Annotated in this window: 22 protein-coding genes; 16 read left to right on the forward strand and 6 right to left on the reverse strand. The window is 57.7% G+C overall.

The window, feature by feature from the left end; genetic code table 11:
- Positions 1-251 precede the first annotated feature (251 nt).
- The 9 genes from AC0V61_RS07245 to AC0V61_RS07285 all read left to right on the forward strand — a co-directional run bounded on the left by AC0V61_RS07245 (position 252) and on the right by AC0V61_RS07285 (position 7,807).
- The gene (locus AC0V61_RS07245; RefSeq protein ID WP_486156584.1) at positions 252-1,565 is read left to right on the forward strand and encodes a glutamate-5-semialdehyde dehydrogenase; all 1,314 of its coding nucleotides are present in this window, start codon (positions 252-254) and stop codon (positions 1,563-1,565) included.
- Complete coding sequence (locus AC0V61_RS07250; RefSeq protein ID WP_486156585.1) at positions 1,566-2,228, forward strand: nicotinate-nucleotide adenylyltransferase; 663 nt, start codon at positions 1,566-1,568, stop codon at positions 2,226-2,228.
- Between the two features lie 168 nt (positions 2,229-2,396).
- Positions 2,397-2,759 (forward strand): ribosome silencing factor, encoded by a 363-nt coding sequence (gene rsfS, locus AC0V61_RS07255; protein ID WP_486159487.1) that lies wholly within the window; start codon positions 2,397-2,399, stop codon positions 2,757-2,759.
- Between the two features lie 147 nt (positions 2,760-2,906).
- Positions 2,907-3,329: a 23S rRNA (pseudouridine(1915)-N(3))-methyltransferase RlmH gene (locus AC0V61_RS07260; protein ID WP_486156586.1), complete on the forward strand. Its 423-nt coding sequence runs from the start codon at positions 2,907-2,909 to the stop codon at positions 3,327-3,329.
- A 5-nt stretch (positions 3,330-3,334) separates the two neighbouring features.
- Complete coding sequence (locus AC0V61_RS07265) at positions 3,335-4,564, forward strand: murein hydrolase activator EnvC family protein (protein WP_486156587.1); 1,230 nt, start codon at positions 3,335-3,337, stop codon at positions 4,562-4,564.
- 136 nt (positions 4,565-4,700) lie between these two features.
- On the forward strand, positions 4,701-6,101 hold the full coding sequence (locus AC0V61_RS07270) for a S41 family peptidase (protein WP_486156588.1): 1,401 nt from the start codon (positions 4,701-4,703) through the stop codon (positions 6,099-6,101).
- Between the two features lie 32 nt (positions 6,102-6,133).
- A complete protein-coding gene (locus AC0V61_RS07275) occupies positions 6,134-6,586 on the forward strand; it encodes a disulfide bond formation protein B (protein WP_486156589.1) in 453 nt (150 codons plus the stop codon).
- Positions 6,587-6,619: 33 nt separating this feature from the next.
- Positions 6,620-7,141, forward strand: coding sequence for a demethoxyubiquinone hydroxylase family protein (locus AC0V61_RS07280; RefSeq protein ID WP_486156590.1), 522 nt, complete (start codon positions 6,620-6,622; stop codon positions 7,139-7,141).
- A 75-nt stretch (positions 7,142-7,216) separates the two neighbouring features.
- Positions 7,217-7,807, forward strand: coding sequence for a hypothetical protein (locus AC0V61_RS07285; RefSeq protein ID WP_486156591.1), 591 nt, complete (start codon positions 7,217-7,219; stop codon positions 7,805-7,807).
- A 13-nt stretch (positions 7,808-7,820) separates the two neighbouring features.
- Here the strand turns inward: AC0V61_RS07285 and AC0V61_RS07290 are convergent, their stop codons facing one another.
- From AC0V61_RS07290 to AC0V61_RS07305, 4 genes are read right to left on the reverse strand one after another with little or no spacing between them, the layout of a single operon-like run.
- Entirely contained in the window at positions 7,821-8,834 is a 1,014-nt protein-coding gene (locus AC0V61_RS07290) for an NAD-dependent epimerase/dehydratase family protein (RefSeq protein ID WP_486156592.1), read from the reverse strand.
- Positions 8,834-9,640, reverse strand: coding sequence for an enoyl-ACP reductase FabI (fabI, locus tag AC0V61_RS07295; RefSeq protein WP_486156593.1), 807 nt, complete (start codon positions 9,638-9,640; stop codon positions 8,834-8,836). Before fabI ends, AC0V61_RS07290 begins: the two co-directional genes overlap by 1 nt.
- The gene (locus AC0V61_RS07300) at positions 9,637-10,716 is read right to left on the reverse strand and encodes a YihY/virulence factor BrkB family protein (protein ID WP_486156594.1); all 1,080 of its coding nucleotides are present in this window, start codon (positions 10,714-10,716) and stop codon (positions 9,637-9,639) included. The genes fabI and AC0V61_RS07300 overlap by 4 nt, the downstream gene beginning before the upstream one ends.
- A 12-nt stretch (positions 10,717-10,728) precedes the next feature.
- Positions 10,729-11,727 (reverse strand): DnaJ C-terminal domain-containing protein, encoded by a 999-nt coding sequence (locus tag AC0V61_RS07305; protein ID WP_486156595.1) that lies wholly within the window; start codon positions 11,725-11,727, stop codon positions 10,729-10,731.
- A 234-nt stretch (positions 11,728-11,961) separates the two neighbouring features.
- Here AC0V61_RS07305 and pdxH point away from each other — a divergent pair, with 234 nt between their 5' ends.
- Entirely contained in the window at positions 11,962-12,624 is a 663-nt protein-coding gene (gene pdxH / locus AC0V61_RS07310; protein WP_486156596.1) for a pyridoxamine 5'-phosphate oxidase, read from the forward strand.
- Positions 12,597-13,415, forward strand: coding sequence for a PhzF family phenazine biosynthesis protein (locus tag AC0V61_RS07315; RefSeq protein WP_486156597.1), 819 nt, complete (start codon positions 12,597-12,599; stop codon positions 13,413-13,415). The genes pdxH and AC0V61_RS07315 overlap by 28 nt, the downstream gene beginning before the upstream one ends.
- Here AC0V61_RS07315 and AC0V61_RS07320 read toward each other — a convergent pair whose 3' ends face one another.
- Entirely contained in the window at positions 13,416-14,558 is a 1,143-nt protein-coding gene (locus tag AC0V61_RS07320; protein WP_486156598.1) for a serine hydrolase domain-containing protein, read from the reverse strand.
- A 34-nt stretch (positions 14,559-14,592) separates the two neighbouring features.
- Here AC0V61_RS07320 and AC0V61_RS07325 point away from each other — a divergent pair, with 34 nt between their 5' ends.
- On the forward strand, positions 14,593-14,952 hold the full coding sequence (locus tag AC0V61_RS07325; protein ID WP_486156599.1) for a hypothetical protein: 360 nt from the start codon (positions 14,593-14,595) through the stop codon (positions 14,950-14,952).
- Positions 14,953-14,961: 9 nt separating this feature from the next.
- On the opposite strand, the gene mnmA is transcribed toward AC0V61_RS07325, so the two are convergent.
- Complete coding sequence (gene mnmA / locus AC0V61_RS07330; protein ID WP_486156600.1) at positions 14,962-16,134, reverse strand: tRNA 2-thiouridine(34) synthase MnmA; 1,173 nt, start codon at positions 16,132-16,134, stop codon at positions 14,962-14,964.
- Positions 16,135-16,334: 200 nt separating this feature from the next.
- On the opposite strand from mnmA, the gene AC0V61_RS07335 reads away from it, so the two are divergent.
- From AC0V61_RS07335 to AC0V61_RS07350, 4 genes are all read left to right on the forward strand, one after another.
- On the forward strand, positions 16,335-16,784 hold the full coding sequence (locus AC0V61_RS07335; RefSeq protein WP_486156601.1) for a hypothetical protein: 450 nt from the start codon (positions 16,335-16,337) through the stop codon (positions 16,782-16,784).
- Positions 16,781-17,080 (forward strand): CtrA inhibitor SciP, encoded by a 300-nt coding sequence (gene sciP / locus AC0V61_RS07340; protein ID WP_298306301.1) that lies wholly within the window; start codon positions 16,781-16,783, stop codon positions 17,078-17,080. Before AC0V61_RS07335 ends, sciP begins: the two co-directional genes overlap by 4 nt.
- Positions 17,081-17,224: 144 nt before the next feature.
- Positions 17,225-17,494, forward strand: coding sequence for a GlsB/YeaQ/YmgE family stress response membrane protein (locus tag AC0V61_RS07345; RefSeq protein WP_486156602.1), 270 nt, complete (start codon positions 17,225-17,227; stop codon positions 17,492-17,494).
- A gap of 305 nt (positions 17,495-17,799) precedes the next feature.
- Positions 17,800-19,044 (forward strand): efflux RND transporter periplasmic adaptor subunit, encoded by a 1,245-nt coding sequence (locus tag AC0V61_RS07350; RefSeq protein WP_486156603.1) that lies wholly within the window; start codon positions 17,800-17,802, stop codon positions 19,042-19,044.
- Positions 19,045-19,150: the final 106 nt, after the last annotated feature.

Here is a 19,150-nt window from a genome sequence, read left to right on the forward strand (position 1 = left end):
CGTTCATCCCAGAGCAATCCCCTAATGCGATGCTAATAGCACGGTCAGCTCAGCCTGGGGGACAGCGCTTAGGGATGTCCCGTGTATGAACAGATTTGCCCTCGTTCGTGTGCCGAGTCGCTGCGGAAAATCGCTGCTTTTTGACCGATTCGCGGGCTAAGCGCCCCTAGTGAATGGTGCGTGGAGGGATGATCAGGCATCATTTGCCATCTATCCTGACACTTTCTCAACCTGATGCTAATGGGACCCGCATGAATGAGATATCTTCGATCCCTAATTGCGAATCGGCTTGCGGGTCAGTGACACCGGCAACCGCGTGCCCTGACACCCTGATTGCCCAGCTTGCAGCGGCTGGTCGCACGGCTCAAACCGCGCTTGCGCGCATGACCAGCGATGCGCGCGCTCAGGCCTTGCGCCTTGCTGCCAGGCATTTGCGCGCTGAAGCCAACACGATCTTGAGCGCCAATGCAAAGGATGCAGAAGCGGCGCGCGCAAATGGCCTGTCAAAGGCGATGATCGACCGGTTGACGCTTGATAAGGCCCGGCTTGAGGGGATTGCTGCCGGAGTGGAAGCCGTTGCGAGCTTACCTGACCCTGTTGGCGAGATTATCAATCAAACTGAGCCGGCCAATGGGCTAAAGCTGGCCCGCATCCGCGTGCCGATCGGCCTTATCGGGATCATCTACGAAAGCCGCCCCAATGTCACCGCCGATACCGCTGCGCTTTGTGTGCGTTCGGGCAATGCAGTGCTCCTTCGTGGAGGCAGCGAAGCGGTGCATTCCAACCGCGCGATCCACCAAGCGATGGTTGCCGGGTTGGTCGAAGGCGGCGTGCCCGCAGCAGCGGCCCAATTGGTCCCAACACAAGACCGTGCAGCTGTTGGCGCAATGCTGACCGCCAGCGGGCTTATCGACATGATCATCCCTCGTGGCGGTCGCAGCCTTGTGGAGCGTGTACAGACCGATGCGCGAGTTCCTGTGCTCGCGCATTTGGACGGCATTTGTCACACCTATGTCCACTGCGCCGCGGATGCTGAGATGGCAAAGCGCATCGTTCTGAACGCCAAAATGCGCCGGACAGGGATTTGCGGGGCAATGGAGACTCTATTGATCGACAGCCGATTTGGCGATGCCAAAGCTCTGGTCGCAGACCTTATCGATACCGGCTGCGAAGTGCGCGGCGATGAGCGCATTCAAGCGCTTGATACGCGTGTGATCGCGGCAAGTGAGGGGGATTGGGGCACTGAATTTCTCGATAGCATAGCCGCTGTCCGCATGGTCGACGGGCTTGAGCAGGCAACCGCGCATATCGCTCGGTTTTCCTCCAACCACACCGATGCGATTGTCACAGATGATGAGGCGGTTGCTGAACAGTTCTTGACCACCGTCGACAGCGCGATTGTGATGCACAACGCCTCTTCGCAATTTGCTGATGGAGGTGAGTTCGGGCTTGGCGCAGAAATCGGGATTGCCACCGGGCGCTTGCATGCAAGGGGGCCCGTCGCACTTGAGGGGCTTACCACTTACAAATGGCTTGTACGCGGGACCGGACAGGCCAGACCATAAATGTTCACCGGACTTCTTGGTGGCAGCTTCAACCCTGCGCATGGCGGGCATCGCCGTATCACGCGGTTCACTATCGATGCGCTTGGGTTGGACGAGGCTTGGTGGCTGGTGTCCCCTGGCAATCCGCTCAAGTCCAAGGCAGGCATGGCGCCGCTGAGCGCGCGCCTCCAATCGGCACAAAAACAGGCGGCCCGCGCGCCCATTGTCCCCACCACCATCGAGGCTGAGCTTAGAACACGGTTCACTGTGGATACTCTTCGTGCGCTCCAAAACCGCTATAAATCCCGGAGATTTGTGTGGCTTATGGGGTCTGACAACCTTGCGCAGTTTCACCGCTGGAAGGACTGGCGCACCATTGCGCGCACAATGCCGATTGCAGTGATTGCGCGTCCGGGATATACCAAGGCGGCTATGACGAGCCCCGCCATGGCCTGGCTAAGGCGCTACCGTGTGTCTGTGCCGGTTTTCCGCAAAATGGGGCGAGACGGCTTTGGGAGAGCGCCAGCACTGGTGTTGTTATATTTTGACCCTGACCATCGTTCAGCCACGGCTATTCGCCGCGGGCGCGCTGATTGGGCAAAGGAATATCGCGGCAGCCCTGCGCACCCACGAGTTTTTCGGGATCGACTGACTTTTCGGCAAATTAAGGATCGGGATGCGTGAGGGTTTTGATGACCTTTGCGCAAACCTCATGGTCAAACCTCCTTGCTTGCCAAAAGCCCTGCCAGACCCCATGTTTCAAACCGAACAGGAGAATGAACGTAGCCTATGACACAGGCACAATACGCCTCTGGGAAAGAGGCAACATCCGCTTTCAAAGTGGTATCTGCAATGTCTAAGGGCGATGCAGCCGATGAACTCTATGCATTGATCATGGCCCAGCTGGACGATGATCAAGCGCAGGAAATCGTCTCTATCCCGCTTGAGGGTAAGAGCTCGGTTGCCGATCATATGGTCGTTGCGAGCGGGCGTTCGTCCCGGCAGGTGGCTGGTATTGCTCAAAAATTGGCTGAAAAGGTCAAGCAAGGCGGCTTTGGTCCGGTGAGGATCGAGGGCCTGCCACAAGCTGACTGGGTTCTGGTCGATTGCGGCGATGTTGTGGTCCACCTGTTCCGCCCCGAGGTGCGCAGCTTCTACAACCTCGAGCGCATGTGGTCGTTCGAAGGTGGTGAGCCGCGGCAGGGAAGAGCGTAGTTTGATTGCGCACGCCCATCCGGGCGCGCGTCCTCGCTAAACGTCCTCCGGTCGCTGCGCTCTCTGCGGACCCGCTGCGGGCGGGCGGTCGCCCTTGCGGTCCCTTTCGGGACCGTTTTGCACTGGCCGTCTTGAAAGGTCTCTTCGATGCTTCTCCACATCATAGCTCGCGGGAAAATCGCTCGCTCGCCGGAGGCGGAGCTTGTCGCGCGCTATGAAAAGCGGCTGACGTGGCCGTTGAAATTGACCGAACTTCCTGAAACCGGGGGCAAAGTGCCGTCCCCTCAAAGCCCTCATAAGACCGTCTTGCTTGATGAGCGCGGCAAGGCGCTGGCGTCCGAGAAGCTTGCCTCCACCCTCGAAAATTGGCGCGATACCGGGACACGCGAGGTGCGATTTGTTCTGGGTGCAGCCGATGGTCATTGCGAACAAGAACGCGCCCAAGCCGACCTTTTGTACGCTTTTGGGCCTGCCACCTGGCCCCACCTGCTGGCCCGAGCGATGCTGATGGAACAGCTCTATCGCGCAACAAGCATCCTTGCAGGTCATCCCTATCATCGGGCAGGGTAGCCGCAGTGCGCACACCATTCTTCCTTCTCGGGCTTACCGGAGCCATATCAGCCGCCCTTTTGGTGGCTGTCCCGCAAGGCTGGGCGCAGCGCGATGTCCAATTGCTCGAACCCGAAGAAGCGCAGGCTGAGCTGACCCGTGCGACACGCGAAAGCGAACGTGCAGAGGCGCGCGCAGATCGCTTTGCCAAGGAGGCCGAGACTGCCAATGAGGCCGCGGACAAAATTGCGCGCGAAGCAGCCTCGCTTGCGGCCCGTATCCAAGCCGAAGAAGCCAAGATCACCGCCGCGCGTGCCCGCTTTTCTCTGCTCCAGAATGATCGTAAGCAACTTGCCAAACGTCTCTCTGATCGGCGTGAACCGCTCGTTCGGCTAACAGGCGCTTTGCAGACGACTGCGCGCCGTCCTTTGGCTTTGTCTGCGTTGCAACCTGGTTCGCTCAAGGATCTTGTCTATGTGCGCGCGGTCCTTGCGTCCGCTGTTCCAGAAATCCGAACGCGCACCGCTGCATTACGCGCCGAACTTGAGGAAGGGCGGCGGTTGGAACGCCGCGCCGCCCGAGTGCTTCAAAGCCTTCGCAATTCAGAAAACGACCTGCAATCGCGCCGCACACAGCTCGTGGCTCTCGAAGCAGAGCAACGGCTTGCCTCGACAAAGGCGCGCAGCAACGCGGTGCGTGAAAGTGAGCGGGCACTGGCGTTGGCAGAGGAGGCGCGCGATTTGGATGGGCTCGTCGATACGCTTGGCGAGGCGGCCAAACTGCGCGCTGAGCTTGCAGCGCTTCCCGGCCCAATCGCGCGGCCCGCTGATCTTTCGGCGAGGATAGAGGAGGTCTCGGCCACCCCGAGCACGACGCCAGCCATCCCATCGCGCCCTCCGGGATTTCAGCTCCCCGTTCAAGGTCGCACCCTGGCCGGTTTTGGCGAAGTGCGTGACAGCGGTTTGCGGTCAAAAGGCCTCACCCTTGCTCCTGCGCCTTCTGCCCAAGTGGTCGCGCCAAGCGCTGGTCGGATTGCTTTTGCAGGGCCCTATCGCGGCTTTGGGCGAATCGTAATCATCGAGCACCCCGGCGGCTGGACTTCGCTCGTCACAGGCTTGCAAAGAACAGAGGTTGAGGTGGGCCAAGAGGTCATCGGCGGGGCGCCTTTAGGCGCCGCGAGCGGGGGTGCGGAGCCCATTTCAATTGAGCTGAGGCGTGATGGTGAACCCGTTAACCCACTCAATTATCTTGGTTAATTTGTGGGCAGCGTTAACACTTCTATCCCACAAATGACCCGGTGAGGGACGGTAAATCATGCCACCCAGGTCTCATCTGGCGTTCAGGCCGCGATATCTATACACCTTGGGGTTCAAACAAGGATGCAAGCCCATTATGAAAATCGCCGGTCTTTTGCGCGGCGCTGCACTGGTCACCGCTGTAGCGCTTATCCCAGCCACCACCGCCACTATGGCTCAGGTCGATGGAAGGGCAGGACCCGAACTTGCTAAAATCTTCGCGATTATGCAGCGGGTTCAAGCCAATTATGTAGAGCCTGTTGAAGACGAAGTGCTCGTGCGCGGCGCGATTGACGGCATGCTCTCAGCGCTCGACCCACACAGCGCTTACCTCGATGGCAGCGATCTTCAGCGTTTGACCACTTTGATCGACGGCAATTATTCAGGCCTTGGCCTGTCGGTCGTTCAAGAAGAGGGCGCGGTCAAAGTCATCTCGCCTTTTAAGGGTAGTCCCGCGGATAAGATGGGCATCAAGGCGGGCGATTATATCACGCACCTTGAAGGCAAACTCATCGTTGGCGGCGACCTTGATGATGCGGTTGCGCAAATGCGCGGGGAAGCGGGCACTTCGATCGACCTCACCATCTTCCGCCCCGGCCGGGACGAGCCGCTCGAGCTGACCGTCACGCGCGGGGTGATTGAGCTGGAGCCGGTCACCCACGAACTCCAAGCGGGCAATATCGGCTATATCTCGGTCAATGAGTTTTCCGCTGATGTCGGCAAGGATGTGTACGACGCCTGGGCTGCGCTTCAGACCGAGGCAACCGGGCGCATGAGCGGCCTTGTTCTTGACCTGCGTTCCAACCCCGGTGGTAGCCTGGATGAGGCTGTCGCGCTTACTGATCTGTTCTTGGAGAAAGGCGAGATTGTCTCGCAGCGAGGCCGTTCGTGGGGAGAGACTTTCGAATTCCAAGCCGACGACCTCGACTATTACCTGCGCCGCCGGATGAGCCGTTCTCAAGCTCAGATATTCATGGGTGAGATCGCGCGCGATGTGCCGATGATTGTGCTGATCGATGCCGGTTCAGCTTCGGCCTCTGAGATTGTCGCAGGCGCTTTGCAAGATCATGGCCGTGCTCTCGTCATGGGTCAGCGCAGCTTTGGTAAGGGTTCGGTCCAGACGCTTTTGCCGCTTGGTACAGATTCAGCGCTAAAACTTACCACGGCGCGTTATTACACCCCCAAAGGCAAGTCGGTGCAGGAAGGCGGGATTGCGCCCGATATCCGAGTGCCGCAGCTGTCCGATCCTGACTTTGCCCTTCGTGAAAAGTACCGCACGCGTGAAAGCGATCTTCGCGGTCATCTTGTGAATGAACTTGGCGTTGCGGATGAGGAAATGGTCGAAGACACCGTGGCCGATCCGCGCTTCCAGCTCACAACAGAGCAATTGGAAGAGCAAGGGGTTGAAGACTTCCAGCTGCACTACGCGCTTGAGACACTGCGCCGGACCACGGTGAGTTCGGTGGCCCTCAATTCGCGTGGGTCCAAGGGCGGGTAGTCAAATCGGGGGTGGCTCCCTAAATCAGCGATATGAACGCAATATCCCAAGCACGCGCCCTTGCGGTGTTCATTCCCGCCGGCCTTTTGGGCGGTGCCTACATCTCTGAGTATGGCTTTGGCCTTTTCCCTTGCGAGATGTGTTGGTGGCAGCGTTATCCCCATTTTGCCGCTGTCGCTTTGGGCCTCATCTCATTTGCAGCTCAGCCAGCAAGGGTTTGGGTGGCGCTTGCAGGGCTTGCCATTATTACATCGGGTGTGATTGGTGGGTTTCATGCAGGGGTCGAATATGGCTGGTGGGAAGGGATAACCGGTTGCACAGCCCCGCAAGCGCAGATCGATGTGATGGATATTAACGCGGCCCCCTTGGTGCGCTGTGATGTGGCCCCTTGGGATTTGTTTGGCATTTCACTTGCCGGTTGGAATTTCCTGATTTCTTGCATTGGCGGTGCGGCCGTTGTGGCAATGGCCGCGTATAAGAAGTAGTATGATATTCAGCGTCTTTTTTGGAGTTTCCTTATGGACCGTGATGAACTGCACCGAATGATCCGCGTTGATCAAGCCGGGGAATTTGGCGCAACACGCATTTACGAAGGCCAATTGGCAGTCATGGGTGACCGCGGGCCACAATCCGCTGAAATCCGCCATATGGCCGACCAAGAAGCGGTTCACCGCGCCAAGTTTGACGAACTCATGGCAGAGCGCGGCGTCCGTCCCACCGCTTTGCAACCGTTCTGGCATATGGCCGGTTACGCGCTTGGCGCTGGTACAGCCTTGCTTGGTCCAAAGGCTGCGATGGCGTGCACGGCGGCGGTCGAAACGGAAATCGACAAGCATTATTCCGATCAATTGGACCGCTTGGCAGAAACGAATTCTGAGCCAGAACTGGCTGAGATGATCGAGCAATTCCGCCAGGAAGAGCTTGAACACCGCGATGCCGCACTGGAGCACGGGGCCGAGCAAACGCCTGCCTATCCATTGCTTTCCGGCGCGATCCGCCTGGGTTGCAAGATTGCGATCAAGGTGAGCGAACGGGTTTAAACTCTCTTCAGTCGCGGTTCAGTGACTGCTATCTATCCAGACGCCTCGATTACGCCCTGATTTAGGAACTAACCCATGTCGAAACTCGCCAAGCTTGCCTTTATCGCTCCAATTGTGAGCCTTGCTACTATGGGCACTGCCGTGCCAGCAGCTGCGCAGGACAAGGCCGGTGACCGGGTCAACATGGTCATCGCCTACAGCGAAGAGGAATGTCCTGAACAGTCCGCTGAAAATGAAATTGTGGTGTGCAATATCATTTTGGTCGAAGGTGATCGTTATCGTATCCCCTCAAGCCTGCGCACGAGCAGTTCGCTTGGAAATCAAACGCAAGCACAGCAGTTCGAGAAAGTCCGCTATATCGGTGAGTTTGGCGCGTTCTCTTGCAGTCCGGCAGGCGCTGGCGGCTTTACCGGCTGTACGCAGCAATTCATCGACGCGGCCTTCAAAGACAGAGAGAGCGGCGAGGGTGCGCGCTTTGCTCAGCTGATCGAAGAAGCTCGCCAAGACCGCTTGTCGACCATCGATGGCGACGCAGCAGCAGAACAGAGCCGTGTTGAACAGATTGAGCGTGAATACCTTGAACGTCTAGAGCGTGAACGGTCTGCTGCGCTGCCGGGCGAGGATGGCCCGCCTGCAGTTGTCGAAGACCCAGACGGTTCGCAATAACGCGACTGGGCAATCAGACTTGATAATAGTCGCGATACCAGGCGACGAACTGCTTGATCCCCTCACGCACGTCCGTCTTGGGCGTGTAGCCTGTCAGCTCTGTTAGCAGCGTTGCATCAGCCCATGTGGCAGGCACATCGCCTTTTTGCATTGGCATAAAGTTGCGGATCGCTGTGCTGCCGCATTCCGCCTCAATTGCGTCCACGAAATCGGTGAGCTTCACTGTGTCGCTATTGCCGATATTGACTACGCGGAAAGGCGCGGCGGGGCTCAGCGAATCCCATTCGGGGATGTCTTCGGGTGTCTCTGGGCGCTCAGGCTTTGCATCGATCAACAAGCGAATGCCCCGCACAAGGTCCGTCACATAAGTGAAGTCCCGGTGCATCTCGCCGTGGTTATAAACGTCGATGGGATCGCCGTTCAAAATGCCGCGCGTAAACTTGAACAAAGCCATGTCCGGGCGCCCCCAAGGGCCATAGACAGTAAAGAAGCGGAACATGGTAGTCGGCAGGTTCCACAAATGGGCATAGGAATGCCCCATCGCTTCATTCGCCTTTTTCGTGGCGGCGTAGAAGGTCAGTTGATGATCGCTCTTTTGCTGCTCGTGAAACGGCATATCGGTGTTCGCGCCGTAAGCGGAGCTGGTGGATGCCATCAGCAGATGCTCGACCTCAAGCTCCCTCGCGCACTCCATGACGTTAAACGTGCCCACAAGGTTCGCATCAAGATACGCGCGCGGGTTCTCAAGGCTGTATCGTACACCCGCTTGGCCAGCCAGATGCACGATCACATCGGGCTTTTCCTCCATCGCAAGCGCGTGAAGCGTCTCAAAATCCTCCAACATACCCGCCTTGCAGGTGAAACCCGCATTCTGGAGCAGCATCTGATGCCGCCGCTCTTTAAGCGCGACCTCGTAATAGTCCGTCATCCCGTCATAACCGACGACGCGAAAGCCTTCATCCAAAAGGAGCTGCGACAAGTGGTAGCCGATAAATCCGGCCGAGCCTGTGACGAGGACGGTTTTCATTAGCTGACAGAGATGTCGGGCGCGTCCACCTGCTTCATGCCGACGGTGTGATAGCCGCTATCGACATGGTGGACCTCGCCTGTGACGCCGGATGAGAGGTTGGAGAGCAGGTAAAGCCCCGATCCGCCCACATCCTCAAGCGTTGTCGTGCGGCGAAGCGGCGAGTTCAGCTCGTTCCATTTGAGGATATAGCGGAAGTCGCCAATGCCGCTGGCTGCAAGCGTTTTGACAGGGCCAGCGCTGATCGCGTTCACACGGATGTTCTTGGGGCCAAGGTCATTGGCGAGATACATCACGCTCGTTTCCAATGCCGCCTTCGCCACACCCATCACATTGTAATGCGGCATATATTTCTCAGCGCCATAGTACGTCAGCGTCAGGACCGAACCGCCTTCCTCAGGCATCAATTCCGCTGCACGCTTGGTCACAGCGACAAGCGAATAGGCGGAAATATTCATCGTCATGAGGAAGTTATCGAGGCTGGTATCAAGATATTTGCCGCGCAGCTCATTCTTGTCGGAAAAACCGATCGCATGGACGACGAAATCGAGGCTGCCCCAGCGCTCTTTGATCGCGTCAAAGCCTGCATCAAGCGAAGCCATATCCGACACATCGCATTCAAACACAAAGTCGCTGCCAAGCTCGGCTGCCAAGGGTCCAACGCGCTTGGCCAAAGCCTCACCTTGGTATGAAAAGGCGAGCTCCGCCCCATGCTCGGCAAGCTGTTTGGCAATGCCCCAAGCCAGTGACTTGTTGTTGGCGAGCCCCATAATGAGGCCTTTTTTGCCTTCCATGAGTTTGGTCACGGTGTGTCTTCCTTCTTGCTTGTCTCCAGAACTTCGATTTCATTTTCGGGTTCTGCAAGACTTGCGTTCAATTCTGCTCCGATAACGAGGCCGAGGCCCACTAGCCAGAAAAAGAACAGTGCGATGATGATCCCGGCCATGCTGCCATAGATGAGATCGTAGGTGACTGCCCCGCTCAAGATCGGTGGCATAGCCGCTGTGACGCCTATCCACCACACGACGGTGAACAATGGACCCGGCCATTTGGGATATCTTTTATCCCTATACCGCGCCGGGGTAAGCGACCAGAAAAGGATGTAGAGCGATGCGCCAAGGCCAAGTGCGGGAACCACTCTGGATATTCTGAGCCCGGTAATGGTCTCGGAGAATTGGGGCGAGAAACTGAGGATGAACTGCTGCACAGTGCCGATCAATACGCTGGCGATGAGGGAGACAACCAGGATTACGACCGCCCCCAAAATAAGCGCCGCTGAAAACAATCTCGACTGCCAGAAGGCAAGCTGTGCCTTTGTGCCATAGGCGCGCCTCAGGATCTCACGGATGGTCTCAACCAGGCTTGATACCGTCCAAAGCGCAACCCCTGCACCCAGCCATAAAAGCCAGCCTTGCGGGGCATCGACGATCTCTTCTGCCACAGGCCCGATTGCCCGGCTCACTGTCGGAGGCACTGCGATGAGCACCGCCGTCACCATTTCCAATGCGCGCTCACGCCCGCCAATAATCTCAAACAGGGCTGCGCCGATGATGAAGAACGGGAAGATTGCCAGCATTGAGAGATAGGCGAGATTTCCGGCGTGAATAAATCCGTCCTGCCATGTCCCTGCCACTGTGCGCCGAATAATTTCGAAGGCTCTCGAGCCTGGCCCTGCAAGCTGCAGCAAGCGGTGCCTTGCACCTAATCCGGGTTCGGCAACCGAAGTGTATTGAGCGACCGGTGCGGATTTGGCAAAATGATCCGGCCGCGTAAGCGCCCTTAACCGGCGCGCTTCTGGCGAAAGCGAGCGGACTTCGGTGGCGATATCCGTGCGCTCTTCCGTTTGATCAGGAAGGGGGCTGTGTCCCAAGGGTTGGCTCACAGGCGCGCTCTGTTACAATCCGAACTTAGAGCGCGGTTTGGCCGGGTCTTTCCAATCGCCCAGCTTCTTCTTCAGGCTGTCCAAATCCTCGGGCATTTGAATTTCGAGCGTAACGAGCTGATCACCGCGCGTTGGCTTTTCCGCTGTGCTCTTCTTCTTGGTCCATCCCTTGCCGGTCAGGCGCATAACAGTGCCGCCATTGGCACCGGGTTTCAAAGTCAGCATCACCGGGCCATCGACCGTTGGGCATTTCACTTTGCCGCCATTGATCGCCTCATCAAGAGTGATGGGCAAATCCATCCGGATGTTGTCGCCGTCGCGGATGAAAAAGGGGTGAGAGGCAACTTCCACCATAACGATCCCATCGCCGTGGCCACCGGGCCCTGCGTGCCCCTTGCCTTTTAGCCGCATTTGGGTGCCGTCTTCTACACCTGCGGGGAGTTTCAGGCTGATCGCTTTGCCGTCGGCGAGCGTGATCCGCTGATCTTGTCCTGAGGCCGCATCCACGAAAGGCACGGCCAGCCGGTATTGAATATCTGCGCCTTTTTTGGGTGGTGGCGGGGGTGGCCGCCTTCCGCCAAAGCCACCTCTGGGGGGCTCAGCTGTGCGATTGCGTCCGCCGCCAAACAGGCCTTCGAACAGATCGCCCAGATCCATATCGTCGGCGCCAAAGCCTTGGAATTCCTGATCGCGAAAACCGCCACCTCGCGCGCTGCCATAACCGGCTCCTGCGCCTCTCGGGCGGCCCCCACCCATACCTCCACCCATTCCGGCAAAGGGGTTTAGCGGGTTGCCCTCGGCATCGATCTCACCCCGGTCAAACTGCGCGCGTTTGTCCTTGTCGGAGAGAAGGTCATAGGCCTTGGTCGCGTCCGAGAATTTCTCTGCCGCTTTGGGATTGTCCTTATTGCGGTCAGGATGCAGCTCTTTTGCAAGCTTGCGATAGGCGCTCTTCACCTCTTTTTCAGAGGCGGTGCGGGCAAGGCCAAGGGTGGAATACGGATCGCGCATGGTGTCTTAGCTAGGTGCAACAGTGACTTGAGGCAAGCGTCTAGCGTGCAAAGGTTAAGGTGGGAATATCTTTCCTACCGCGCCTCCGGCTCCTATTTGGCTTCGTATGACCCATGAGAACCGCCTTTTTGCACCTGTTTTGCAGCCCATTTGGGAGGGCAGAACTTTTCCGACCCTGAACAGTGTGCCAAGTGTGCCAAACTTTGACCAACCTGCTGATAAGGAACACATTTCATGATTAACGCCGATAAGCTCAACGAAGCCCAATTGGCAGACAGTGTGATTCCCGCTGGCAGCGATCCATACACGCTGTTTGATGCATGGTTTGCAGAGGCCAAAGAAAGCGAGATCAACGACCCCAACGCGATGGCGATTGCGACTGCGACGAGCGATGGGATGCCGTCTGTTCGCATGGTGCTATTGAAAGGGCACGGGGCCCATGAAAGCGGGGAGGGTGGATTCACTTTCTTCACCAACGCTGACAGCCGTAAAGGTAGCGAAATCCGCTCCAACATGCAGGCGAGCCTGCTGTTCCACTGGAAGAGCCTTCGCCGTCAAATCAGGATCGAGGGGCCTTTGCAAGAGGTCAGCGAGGCCCGCGCCGATGAATACTTCCACTCTCGCGCGTACAACAGCCAGGTTGGCAGTGCCGCCAGTGATCAATCGCGTCCTTTGGCGGACCGTCAGGAATATCTCGACCGGGTGAAGGCATTGCACGCAGAGCATGAAGCGGCTGGAGAAGTGCCACGGCCATCGCATTGGACTGGCTTTACGCTGAGGCCGCGGCGTATCGAGTTCTGGATCGACCGCGACAACCGGCTGCATGACCGGCGGCTCTTCACGCTGTCTGGCGCGGGCGATGCGCTCAAATGGACAGACACGCTGCTGTATCCGTGACGCAGGCTATTCCCTATTGGCACATCGATGCCTTCAGTGCCCGGCCCTTTGGCGGCAACCAAGCAGCGGTGATGGTGCTTGATAAGTGGCTTGCCGATGAAACTCTCATCAATATCGGTGCTGAGAACAACTTTGCCGAGACCGCCTTTCTGGTGCGCGATGACACTGGGGAAGCGGATTGGGAGCTGCGTTGGTTTACGCCGACCTCAGAGATACGCCTTTGCGGCCATGCGACGCTGGCCAGCGGGCATATGCTGCTTAGTGAGCATGGCGGCGAACGCGTAACCTTCCGAACCCGCGAATCTGGCATCCTCGAAGTGAAGCGCGTGGGTGATGGCTATGAGGTGGGTCTTCCTGCCATTGCAACGCAGGCCAGCCAGTGGGGTGAGGCCGCAAAGTGTCTTGGGGGATCGCCGATAGCGATGCAGCGCAGCGACTTGGGCTACAACATCTTCCTCTATGACGATGAAGCAGCAATCCGCGCGCTTGACCCCGATTACCGCGGGCTTGCCGCGCTGGGTGATGAGCTGTTCGTCTGCACCGCTCCTGGAACCGCCACCGACATCGTAAGCCGAGTGTTCGTACCTGCTTACGGCATTGACGAAGACCCGGTGACTGGCGGCGCCCACGCGGTGCTGACGCCTTATTGGACGGCCAAGCTGGGGCGCGAAAGCTTCACCGCCTATCAGGCAAGCAAGCGCGGCGGGTCACTCACATGCAGGATCGACGGCGACCGGGTTTGGCTTGGCGGGCCGTGTGTGACTGTGGTGAAGGGGGATTTTTTCCTGTGACTACTTACTGGGATATAGCGCCAGAATATCCGCTGCTTCCTGCAACATCGGCGGACGCTCTTCGCTTGAAGAATGGCCCAGCCGCACCAGCGTCAACTTCTGATCAGGAGAGACCAGCACATATTGCCCCATATGCCCGATAAGCGAGAACAGGCTTGCAGGTGCACGGTCGGGGAAGAGTGGGTGAGGCCATTTAAGATCAGGCTCAGGTCGGTTGAGCCAGATCTGATAGCCGTAGTGTTCCGAAGCGGGGCTGGGTGTCAGCATCTTCTCGACCCAGCGGCTTGGCACCAATTGCTCACCCGAAGGCGCGCGGCCATCATTGCGCAGGAACTCACCAAACTTGGCATAGTCGCGGGCCGAGGCGTGCATCAGGCTTCCGCCGATCAATGTGCCCGCCGCGTCATACTCAGGGACCATGGAGGTCATGCCCAATGGGCCAAACAAGCGCTCTTCAAGATAATTGGCAACAGCAGTGCGCCGTTCATCAGGGTCAGAGCTGTCAGTAAGGGCGCTGGCGGCAATATCGGCGAGGATCACGGTGGTATTGGAAGAATACTCAAACATCTCACCTGGCACAGCTTCAAGCGGCTGTTCCTTCGCCCACTTGGCCATGTCATCGCGGCCATCAAGGAAGAGCATGCGCACCTCCGCGCTCTCATAGGGTGGATCGCCAGCTTCGGTATGGCGCAGGCCCGCTCGCATCTGCAGGAGGTGTTCCAAAGTGATCTCGCCGCGCGGATCGCCATTGCGCTGCCATGCGGGAATGGGAGCCGCCGCCTCCTCGCTCAGCAGGCCGTCTGCCACGAGCATGCCGATAAGGACGGCGGTAACGGTCTTCGCCATCGACCAGCTGATATGACGGGTCTCGCTATCATACCCATCGGCGTAGCGTTCCGCCGCGATCTTGCCATCGGCAAGAAGCAGCACTGCGCGGGTCTCGCCAAGACCCTCTTTGGTGAAAAGCTCATCCACCTGCCGCGCCAGCTGATCCATGGGTGCGCCGGCATCCTGGGAGATGGCATCCAATGCCTCTTGGCTCAAGGGCGGCGGGGCACTGGGTGCGGGTTCGCTGCAGGAGGCGAGCAAGAGGGCTGGCAGAACCGCAGTCGTGGCGGTAGAGAATTTGAAACGAGCAGTCATGGCTCTTCATTCGGATAAGGATAGACGCAAAGCAATGCCTAATTCAGGGGCAAAATCGGGCGCTAAACGCTTCTCTCTTTCGCGGATCGTATTGATCATCGTGCTGCTTGTGGTCGCGGTCATTGCTGCGCTGGCTTGGTTCTATCGCGCACCCATCCAAGGCTATGCCGGGGTAAGCACAAGCTATGCTGCACGGGTGGCCTGTTCTTGCCGGTTTGTGGCGGGCCGCGACCTTGAAGACTGCGCTAAGGATAAGCTTGCAGGGATGGAAATGGTCTCCTTGAGCGAAAATCCCGAGGCGCAAAGCGTCACCGCCAGCATCCCTTTCGTCAATTCGACAACGGCCACTAACCGCAAAGGCTATGGCTGCGTGCTGGAGAGCTGGGAAGGATAGACGCGGCGCTTAGGACGCGACTGAAGTCGTCGAATCGATCCAGCCGCCGCCGATCACCCGCTTATCGGCATAGATCACCGCAGCTTGACCCGGTGCGACACCAAACTCAGGGGTCGCGAAGTGGATGCGGATCGTCGCATTGTCGCCCATCGGCCCCTCAAGCGTGATCGGAACTGGCTTTGCCAGACTTCGGACCTTTGCAGAGAGCTGTGCTCCGTCGGGGATAGCCCCAATTCGATTGGTCTCAATGACCTCGGCGCTCTCCACGGCCAACATACGCTTCGGCCCAACACGTACTTCTCTGGTCTCAGCATCAAGTTTGATCACGTAAAGCGGCTCTGGCTGCCCGCCGATATCAAGGCCTTTGCGTTGACCTACAGTATAATGGACGATGCCCTTATGCTCGCCCAGCGTCTCGCCGGTGGCGGCATGGACGATGTCACCGGGGACACCGCCCTCAGGGCGAAGCTTGGTCACGATCTTGGCGTAATTGCCATCAGGCACAAAGCAGATGTCCTGACTATCGGGCTTCATCGCATTGCGAAGGCCAGCAGCTTCGGCGAGTTCGCGCACTTTGGTCTTGGGCAGCCCGCCCAAAGGAAAGCGGATGTAGTCGAGCTGTTCTTGGGTCGTGGCGTAAAGAAAGTAGGACTGATCGCGCGTTTCATCATTGGCCCGGTACAAATGCGGGCCGCCCTCTGCCTCAATGCGCTGCACATAGTGTCCAGTGGCGAGGCAATCTGCACCAAGTTCGCGCGCCATGCGGAAGAGGTCAGTGAACTTGGGACCCATATTGCAGCGGATACACGGCACCGGCGTGCGGCCAGCGAGATACTCATCGGCAAACTGATCGACCACGTCTTCTTTAAAGGCACTCTCATGGTCGAACACGTAATGCGCTATGCCCAAACGATCAGACACTGCGCGCGCATCAGCAATATCATCCCCCGCACAGCACGCACCTTTGCGTCCCGTCGCTGCTCCATAATCATAAAGCTGCAAGGTGATGCCAATCACCTCGGCGCCTGTATCAGCGGCGAGCGCAGCTACGACAGACGAATCGACGCCGCCGCTCATCGCGACAACGATTCGGCTGTCACTTGCAGGCTTTGAAAGATCGAACAAAGCAGCCGTATCAAGCCCAAAAGTGGGGCTGAGCGTATCGGTTTCAGACAATTTCATGGTCGCAGCGCCATATAGTCAGCGCAAATGCAATTGACCATAGCTAGGCAATTTTACGAGTAAGACTTTTGATTTTACACGTATTTCTTGGGCATTAACCTAAGCCAACTTTGCGTTGCTCTGCCGCCTGGCACTTTTCCTAAGCAGAGGTAAAGCCGGGTTTTACCACATTTTGACAACCGCCTCTTATACCTTGGGCCATGTTCGAAAAGGCCAAGCCTCCAGCGATTCCCAACGCAGAGCGTCGCACCGCGCGTCGCGTTCAAGATATCGACCCTGCAGCATGCGGGCCGACCACTGATAGCGACCGAGCCGAAGCGATCCCTCTACGGGCTATTGAATGGAGCGAGCTTACAGCGAGGCTGAGCGCTGCGCGTGACCTCAGACAGCTCCTACGCGCAGACATCGGCGCTGAGGTGACCGCTGAGGAAATGGGCTTTGCAGACGCTGCAGCGCAGTTTTTTCGGACCGGTGAAGATGATGAAGGCGGTGTTAACCATAGTACTTTAGAGGGCCGCAAAGCCTCGTCTGGCAAGTACAGTAACGCAATTAGCAATGGGGACAAGAATGCCCCATTTGCGACACACGACAGTGCGGACAATTTCGCGACCACGCGAGATGTGCCGGGCGATGCGAGAGAAGAGCAATGATTGAGAACCAAGATATCAGACCGGCACAAGTGATCGGCCCACTAGGGGAGCCGCTTACGGTTGATGATTTGCCTTCGCCTTCGACGAAGCGTTGGGTCGTGCGCCGCAAAGCAGAGGTGGTTGCTGCGGTGAACGGCGGCTTGCTTACAATTGACGAGGTGCTTGAGCGCTACGGGCTGACCCTTGAAGAGTTTGCCTCTTGGCAGCGTGCGGTTGATCGCTCAGGGATGCAGGGCCTTCGCGTGACCCGAATCCAGCACTACCGCGATCTTTATGAGCGCCAATTGAAGTACTAGTCTCAACGCTGCGTACCCCTATCGGTCGCGCAGTTTTTACAATCCTCCCAATTTTCTCTAACGTCGAATTGAGTTAGTTTGACAGCATCCCCTTTTGGAACCCTTACTGATGTGAGGGGTAAGGTTAGGCAAAGGAGAATTATTATGGGTTGGATTATTGCACTTATCGTTGGCGGCGTCGCAGGTTGGCTTGCGAGCATGGTGATGAACCGCGATGCCTCGATGGGCATTTTCTGGAACATCGTTGTTGGCTGCATCGGCTCTGTTGTTGGCAATATGATCGTGGGACCGCTCTTGGGCATTACGGGAAGCGTCCAATCATTCTCGCTTACAGGACTTATCGTTGCAGTTGTTGGCGCAGTTGTATTGCTTGGCATTTTGAACCTGATCCAACGCGGCCGCGTTCGCGGCTAGACGCGTCACGACATGGCTAAGAAGTGATTTTGGGGCTGTGACCGGCCCAAGAAATTGAAGAATGGGCGGTGTGGGTGTAGACCTGCCACCGCCCTTTCTTTTGTTACCTTTTCTCTTGCCGGCGTCCAATTTACCAAACACCTTTCGTCTAGGCTCAAAGTCACCGGTCGAGGTGCGCATTGCGCATTTTGGTGCAATGGCTAAGAAGGATTGCACAGGGTGACTTATACCTATAATACACCAATGCGTACCCACCAGCTGCGGGACAATTGGAAATTCGCGTCACCTTTTGAAGGGCAACAGGTATGAACTACGCAAGCACCATCTCAGCACAGGAGCAAGGCGACGCCGCTGCAGATGCAGTTGCGCATTATGAGGCAAAGTCGGGCTCTTCCATCGGTAAGGCGCTGTTGATTGCGGGGGCTGGACTGATTGCTTTGCTCCTTGCCCTTGCGGCCTACTTCGTTCTCACAGGAGACGAGACGACGGGGTCTGACGATGACAATGCGCAAGCGCCAGTTGTGACCGTAATTGCGCCGGGCCGCACTACAGTGAGCGGCGCTATTGAGGCGCCAGGCACAATAGCTGCCCGCCGCCCTATGCCGGTAGGAGTTGTAGGCGAAGGCGGGCAAGTTCTCTCGGTGCGTGTTGATGCCGGTGACTGGGTCGGGCAAGGGCAGGTCCTTGCAATTATCGACCGCTCGGTACAGACCCAGCAAGCTGCCGCGCAAGAAGCGCAAATCGGTGTTGCGCGGGCTGATGCACAGCTTGCCCAGTCCAATCTTGATCGCGCCTTACAACTTGTCGAGCGTGGGTTTATCTCAAAGGCGGAGATAGATCGCCTGACAGCCACACGGGATTCTGCCGTTGCCCGCATTAAAGTTGCAGAAGCCCAGCTTGCTGAACTGCGGGCTCGCAATGCACGCCTTAATGTGACCGCGCCTGCCTCAGGCTATATTCTGGCCCGCAATGTGGAGCCGGGACAAACTGTGGGCGGTGCTTCTGGCGCGCTCTTTACGATTGCGCGTGGCGGTGAGTTTGAGATGCTCGCAGATCTTGGTGAAACTCAGCTGGCCTCGCTTTCTGTTGGCGTCTCGGCGAGCGTTGTCCCTGCCGGATCAGACAAGAGCTTTGAGGGTCAGGTTTGGCAATTGTCTCCGGTCGTGAACGAGCGTACCCGGCAAGGCACTGCCCGGATTGCCTTGTCTTATGCCCCCGAATTGCGGCCGGGTGGATTTGCTACGGCGACGATCAACAGCGGTTCTGTCACGGCTACGGTTTTGCCGGAAAGTGCGGTTCTCGCAGATAGCGAAGGTAGCTTCGTCTACGTTATCAATGAAGACAACAAAGCAACGCGCACTCCGGTTGTAACCGGTATGGTGACGCCAAATGGGATTGCTATCACAGAAGGGCTGAGCGGTGACGAGGCAATCGTCCTTCGGGCCGGTGGTTTCCTCAATCCTGGCGAAACCGTGAGCCCAAGGCGCGAAGGCGAAGAAGAGGCACCTGCGACAGGTCCCGAAGCAGCAGAACCTGAAGCAGACAGTTGAGAGGCATCTGATGAGGCGCTGTCATCGTAATTTCCAAGGTGCCCCGTTATCTCGGCGGATGAGGCGCAGTATGAGACAGGGCGCTCAACAGGGCGCTCAACAGGGC

The sequence above is a fragment of the Erythrobacter sp. JB1-4 genome (assembly GCF_057365025.1).

Bases quoted from the DNA above. Each gene is read 5' to 3' on its own strand.
- AC0V61_RS07245 (WP_486156584.1), top strand. From the start codon at position 252: ATGAATGAGATATCTTCGATCCCTAATTGCGAATCGGCTTGCGGGTCA.
- AC0V61_RS07250 (WP_486156585.1), top strand. From the start codon at position 1,566: ATGTTCACCGGACTTCTTGGTGGCAGCTTCAACCCTGCGCATGGCGGG.
- rsfS (WP_486159487.1), top strand. From the start codon at position 2,397: ATGTCTAAGGGCGATGCAGCCGATGAACTCTATGCATTGATCATGGCC.
- AC0V61_RS07260 (WP_486156586.1), top strand. From the start codon at position 2,907: ATGCTTCTCCACATCATAGCTCGCGGGAAAATCGCTCGCTCGCCGGAG.
- AC0V61_RS07270 (WP_486156588.1), top strand. From the start codon at position 4,701: ATGAAAATCGCCGGTCTTTTGCGCGGCGCTGCACTGGTCACCGCTGTA.
- AC0V61_RS07275 (WP_486156589.1), top strand. From the start codon at position 6,134: ATGAACGCAATATCCCAAGCACGCGCCCTTGCGGTGTTCATTCCCGCC.
- AC0V61_RS07280 (WP_486156590.1), top strand. From the start codon at position 6,620: ATGGACCGTGATGAACTGCACCGAATGATCCGCGTTGATCAAGCCGGG.
- AC0V61_RS07285 (WP_486156591.1), top strand. From the start codon at position 7,217: ATGTCGAAACTCGCCAAGCTTGCCTTTATCGCTCCAATTGTGAGCCTT.
- AC0V61_RS07290 (WP_486156592.1), bottom strand. From the start codon at position 8,834: ATGAAAACCGTCCTCGTCACAGGCTCGGCCGGATTTATCGGCTACCAC.
- AC0V61_RS07305 (WP_486156595.1), bottom strand. From the start codon at position 11,727: ATGCGCGATCCGTATTCCACCCTTGGCCTTGCCCGCACCGCCTCTGAA.
- pdxH (WP_486156596.1), top strand. From the start codon at position 11,962: ATGATTAACGCCGATAAGCTCAACGAAGCCCAATTGGCAGACAGTGTG.
- AC0V61_RS07315 (WP_486156597.1), top strand. From the start codon at position 12,597: ATGGACAGACACGCTGCTGTATCCGTGACGCAGGCTATTCCCTATTGG.
- AC0V61_RS07320 (WP_486156598.1), bottom strand. From the start codon at position 14,558: ATGACTGCTCGTTTCAAATTCTCTACCGCCACGACTGCGGTTCTGCCA.
- AC0V61_RS07325 (WP_486156599.1), top strand. From the start codon at position 14,593: ATGCCTAATTCAGGGGCAAAATCGGGCGCTAAACGCTTCTCTCTTTCG.
- mnmA (WP_486156600.1), bottom strand. From the start codon at position 16,134: ATGAAATTGTCTGAAACCGATACGCTCAGCCCCACTTTTGGGCTTGAT.
- AC0V61_RS07335 (WP_486156601.1), top strand. From the start codon at position 16,335: ATGTTCGAAAAGGCCAAGCCTCCAGCGATTCCCAACGCAGAGCGTCGC.
- sciP (WP_298306301.1), top strand. From the start codon at position 16,781: ATGATTGAGAACCAAGATATCAGACCGGCACAAGTGATCGGCCCACTA.
- AC0V61_RS07345 (WP_486156602.1), top strand. From the start codon at position 17,225: ATGGGTTGGATTATTGCACTTATCGTTGGCGGCGTCGCAGGTTGGCTT.
- AC0V61_RS07350 (WP_486156603.1), top strand. From the start codon at position 17,800: ATGAACTACGCAAGCACCATCTCAGCACAGGAGCAAGGCGACGCCGCT.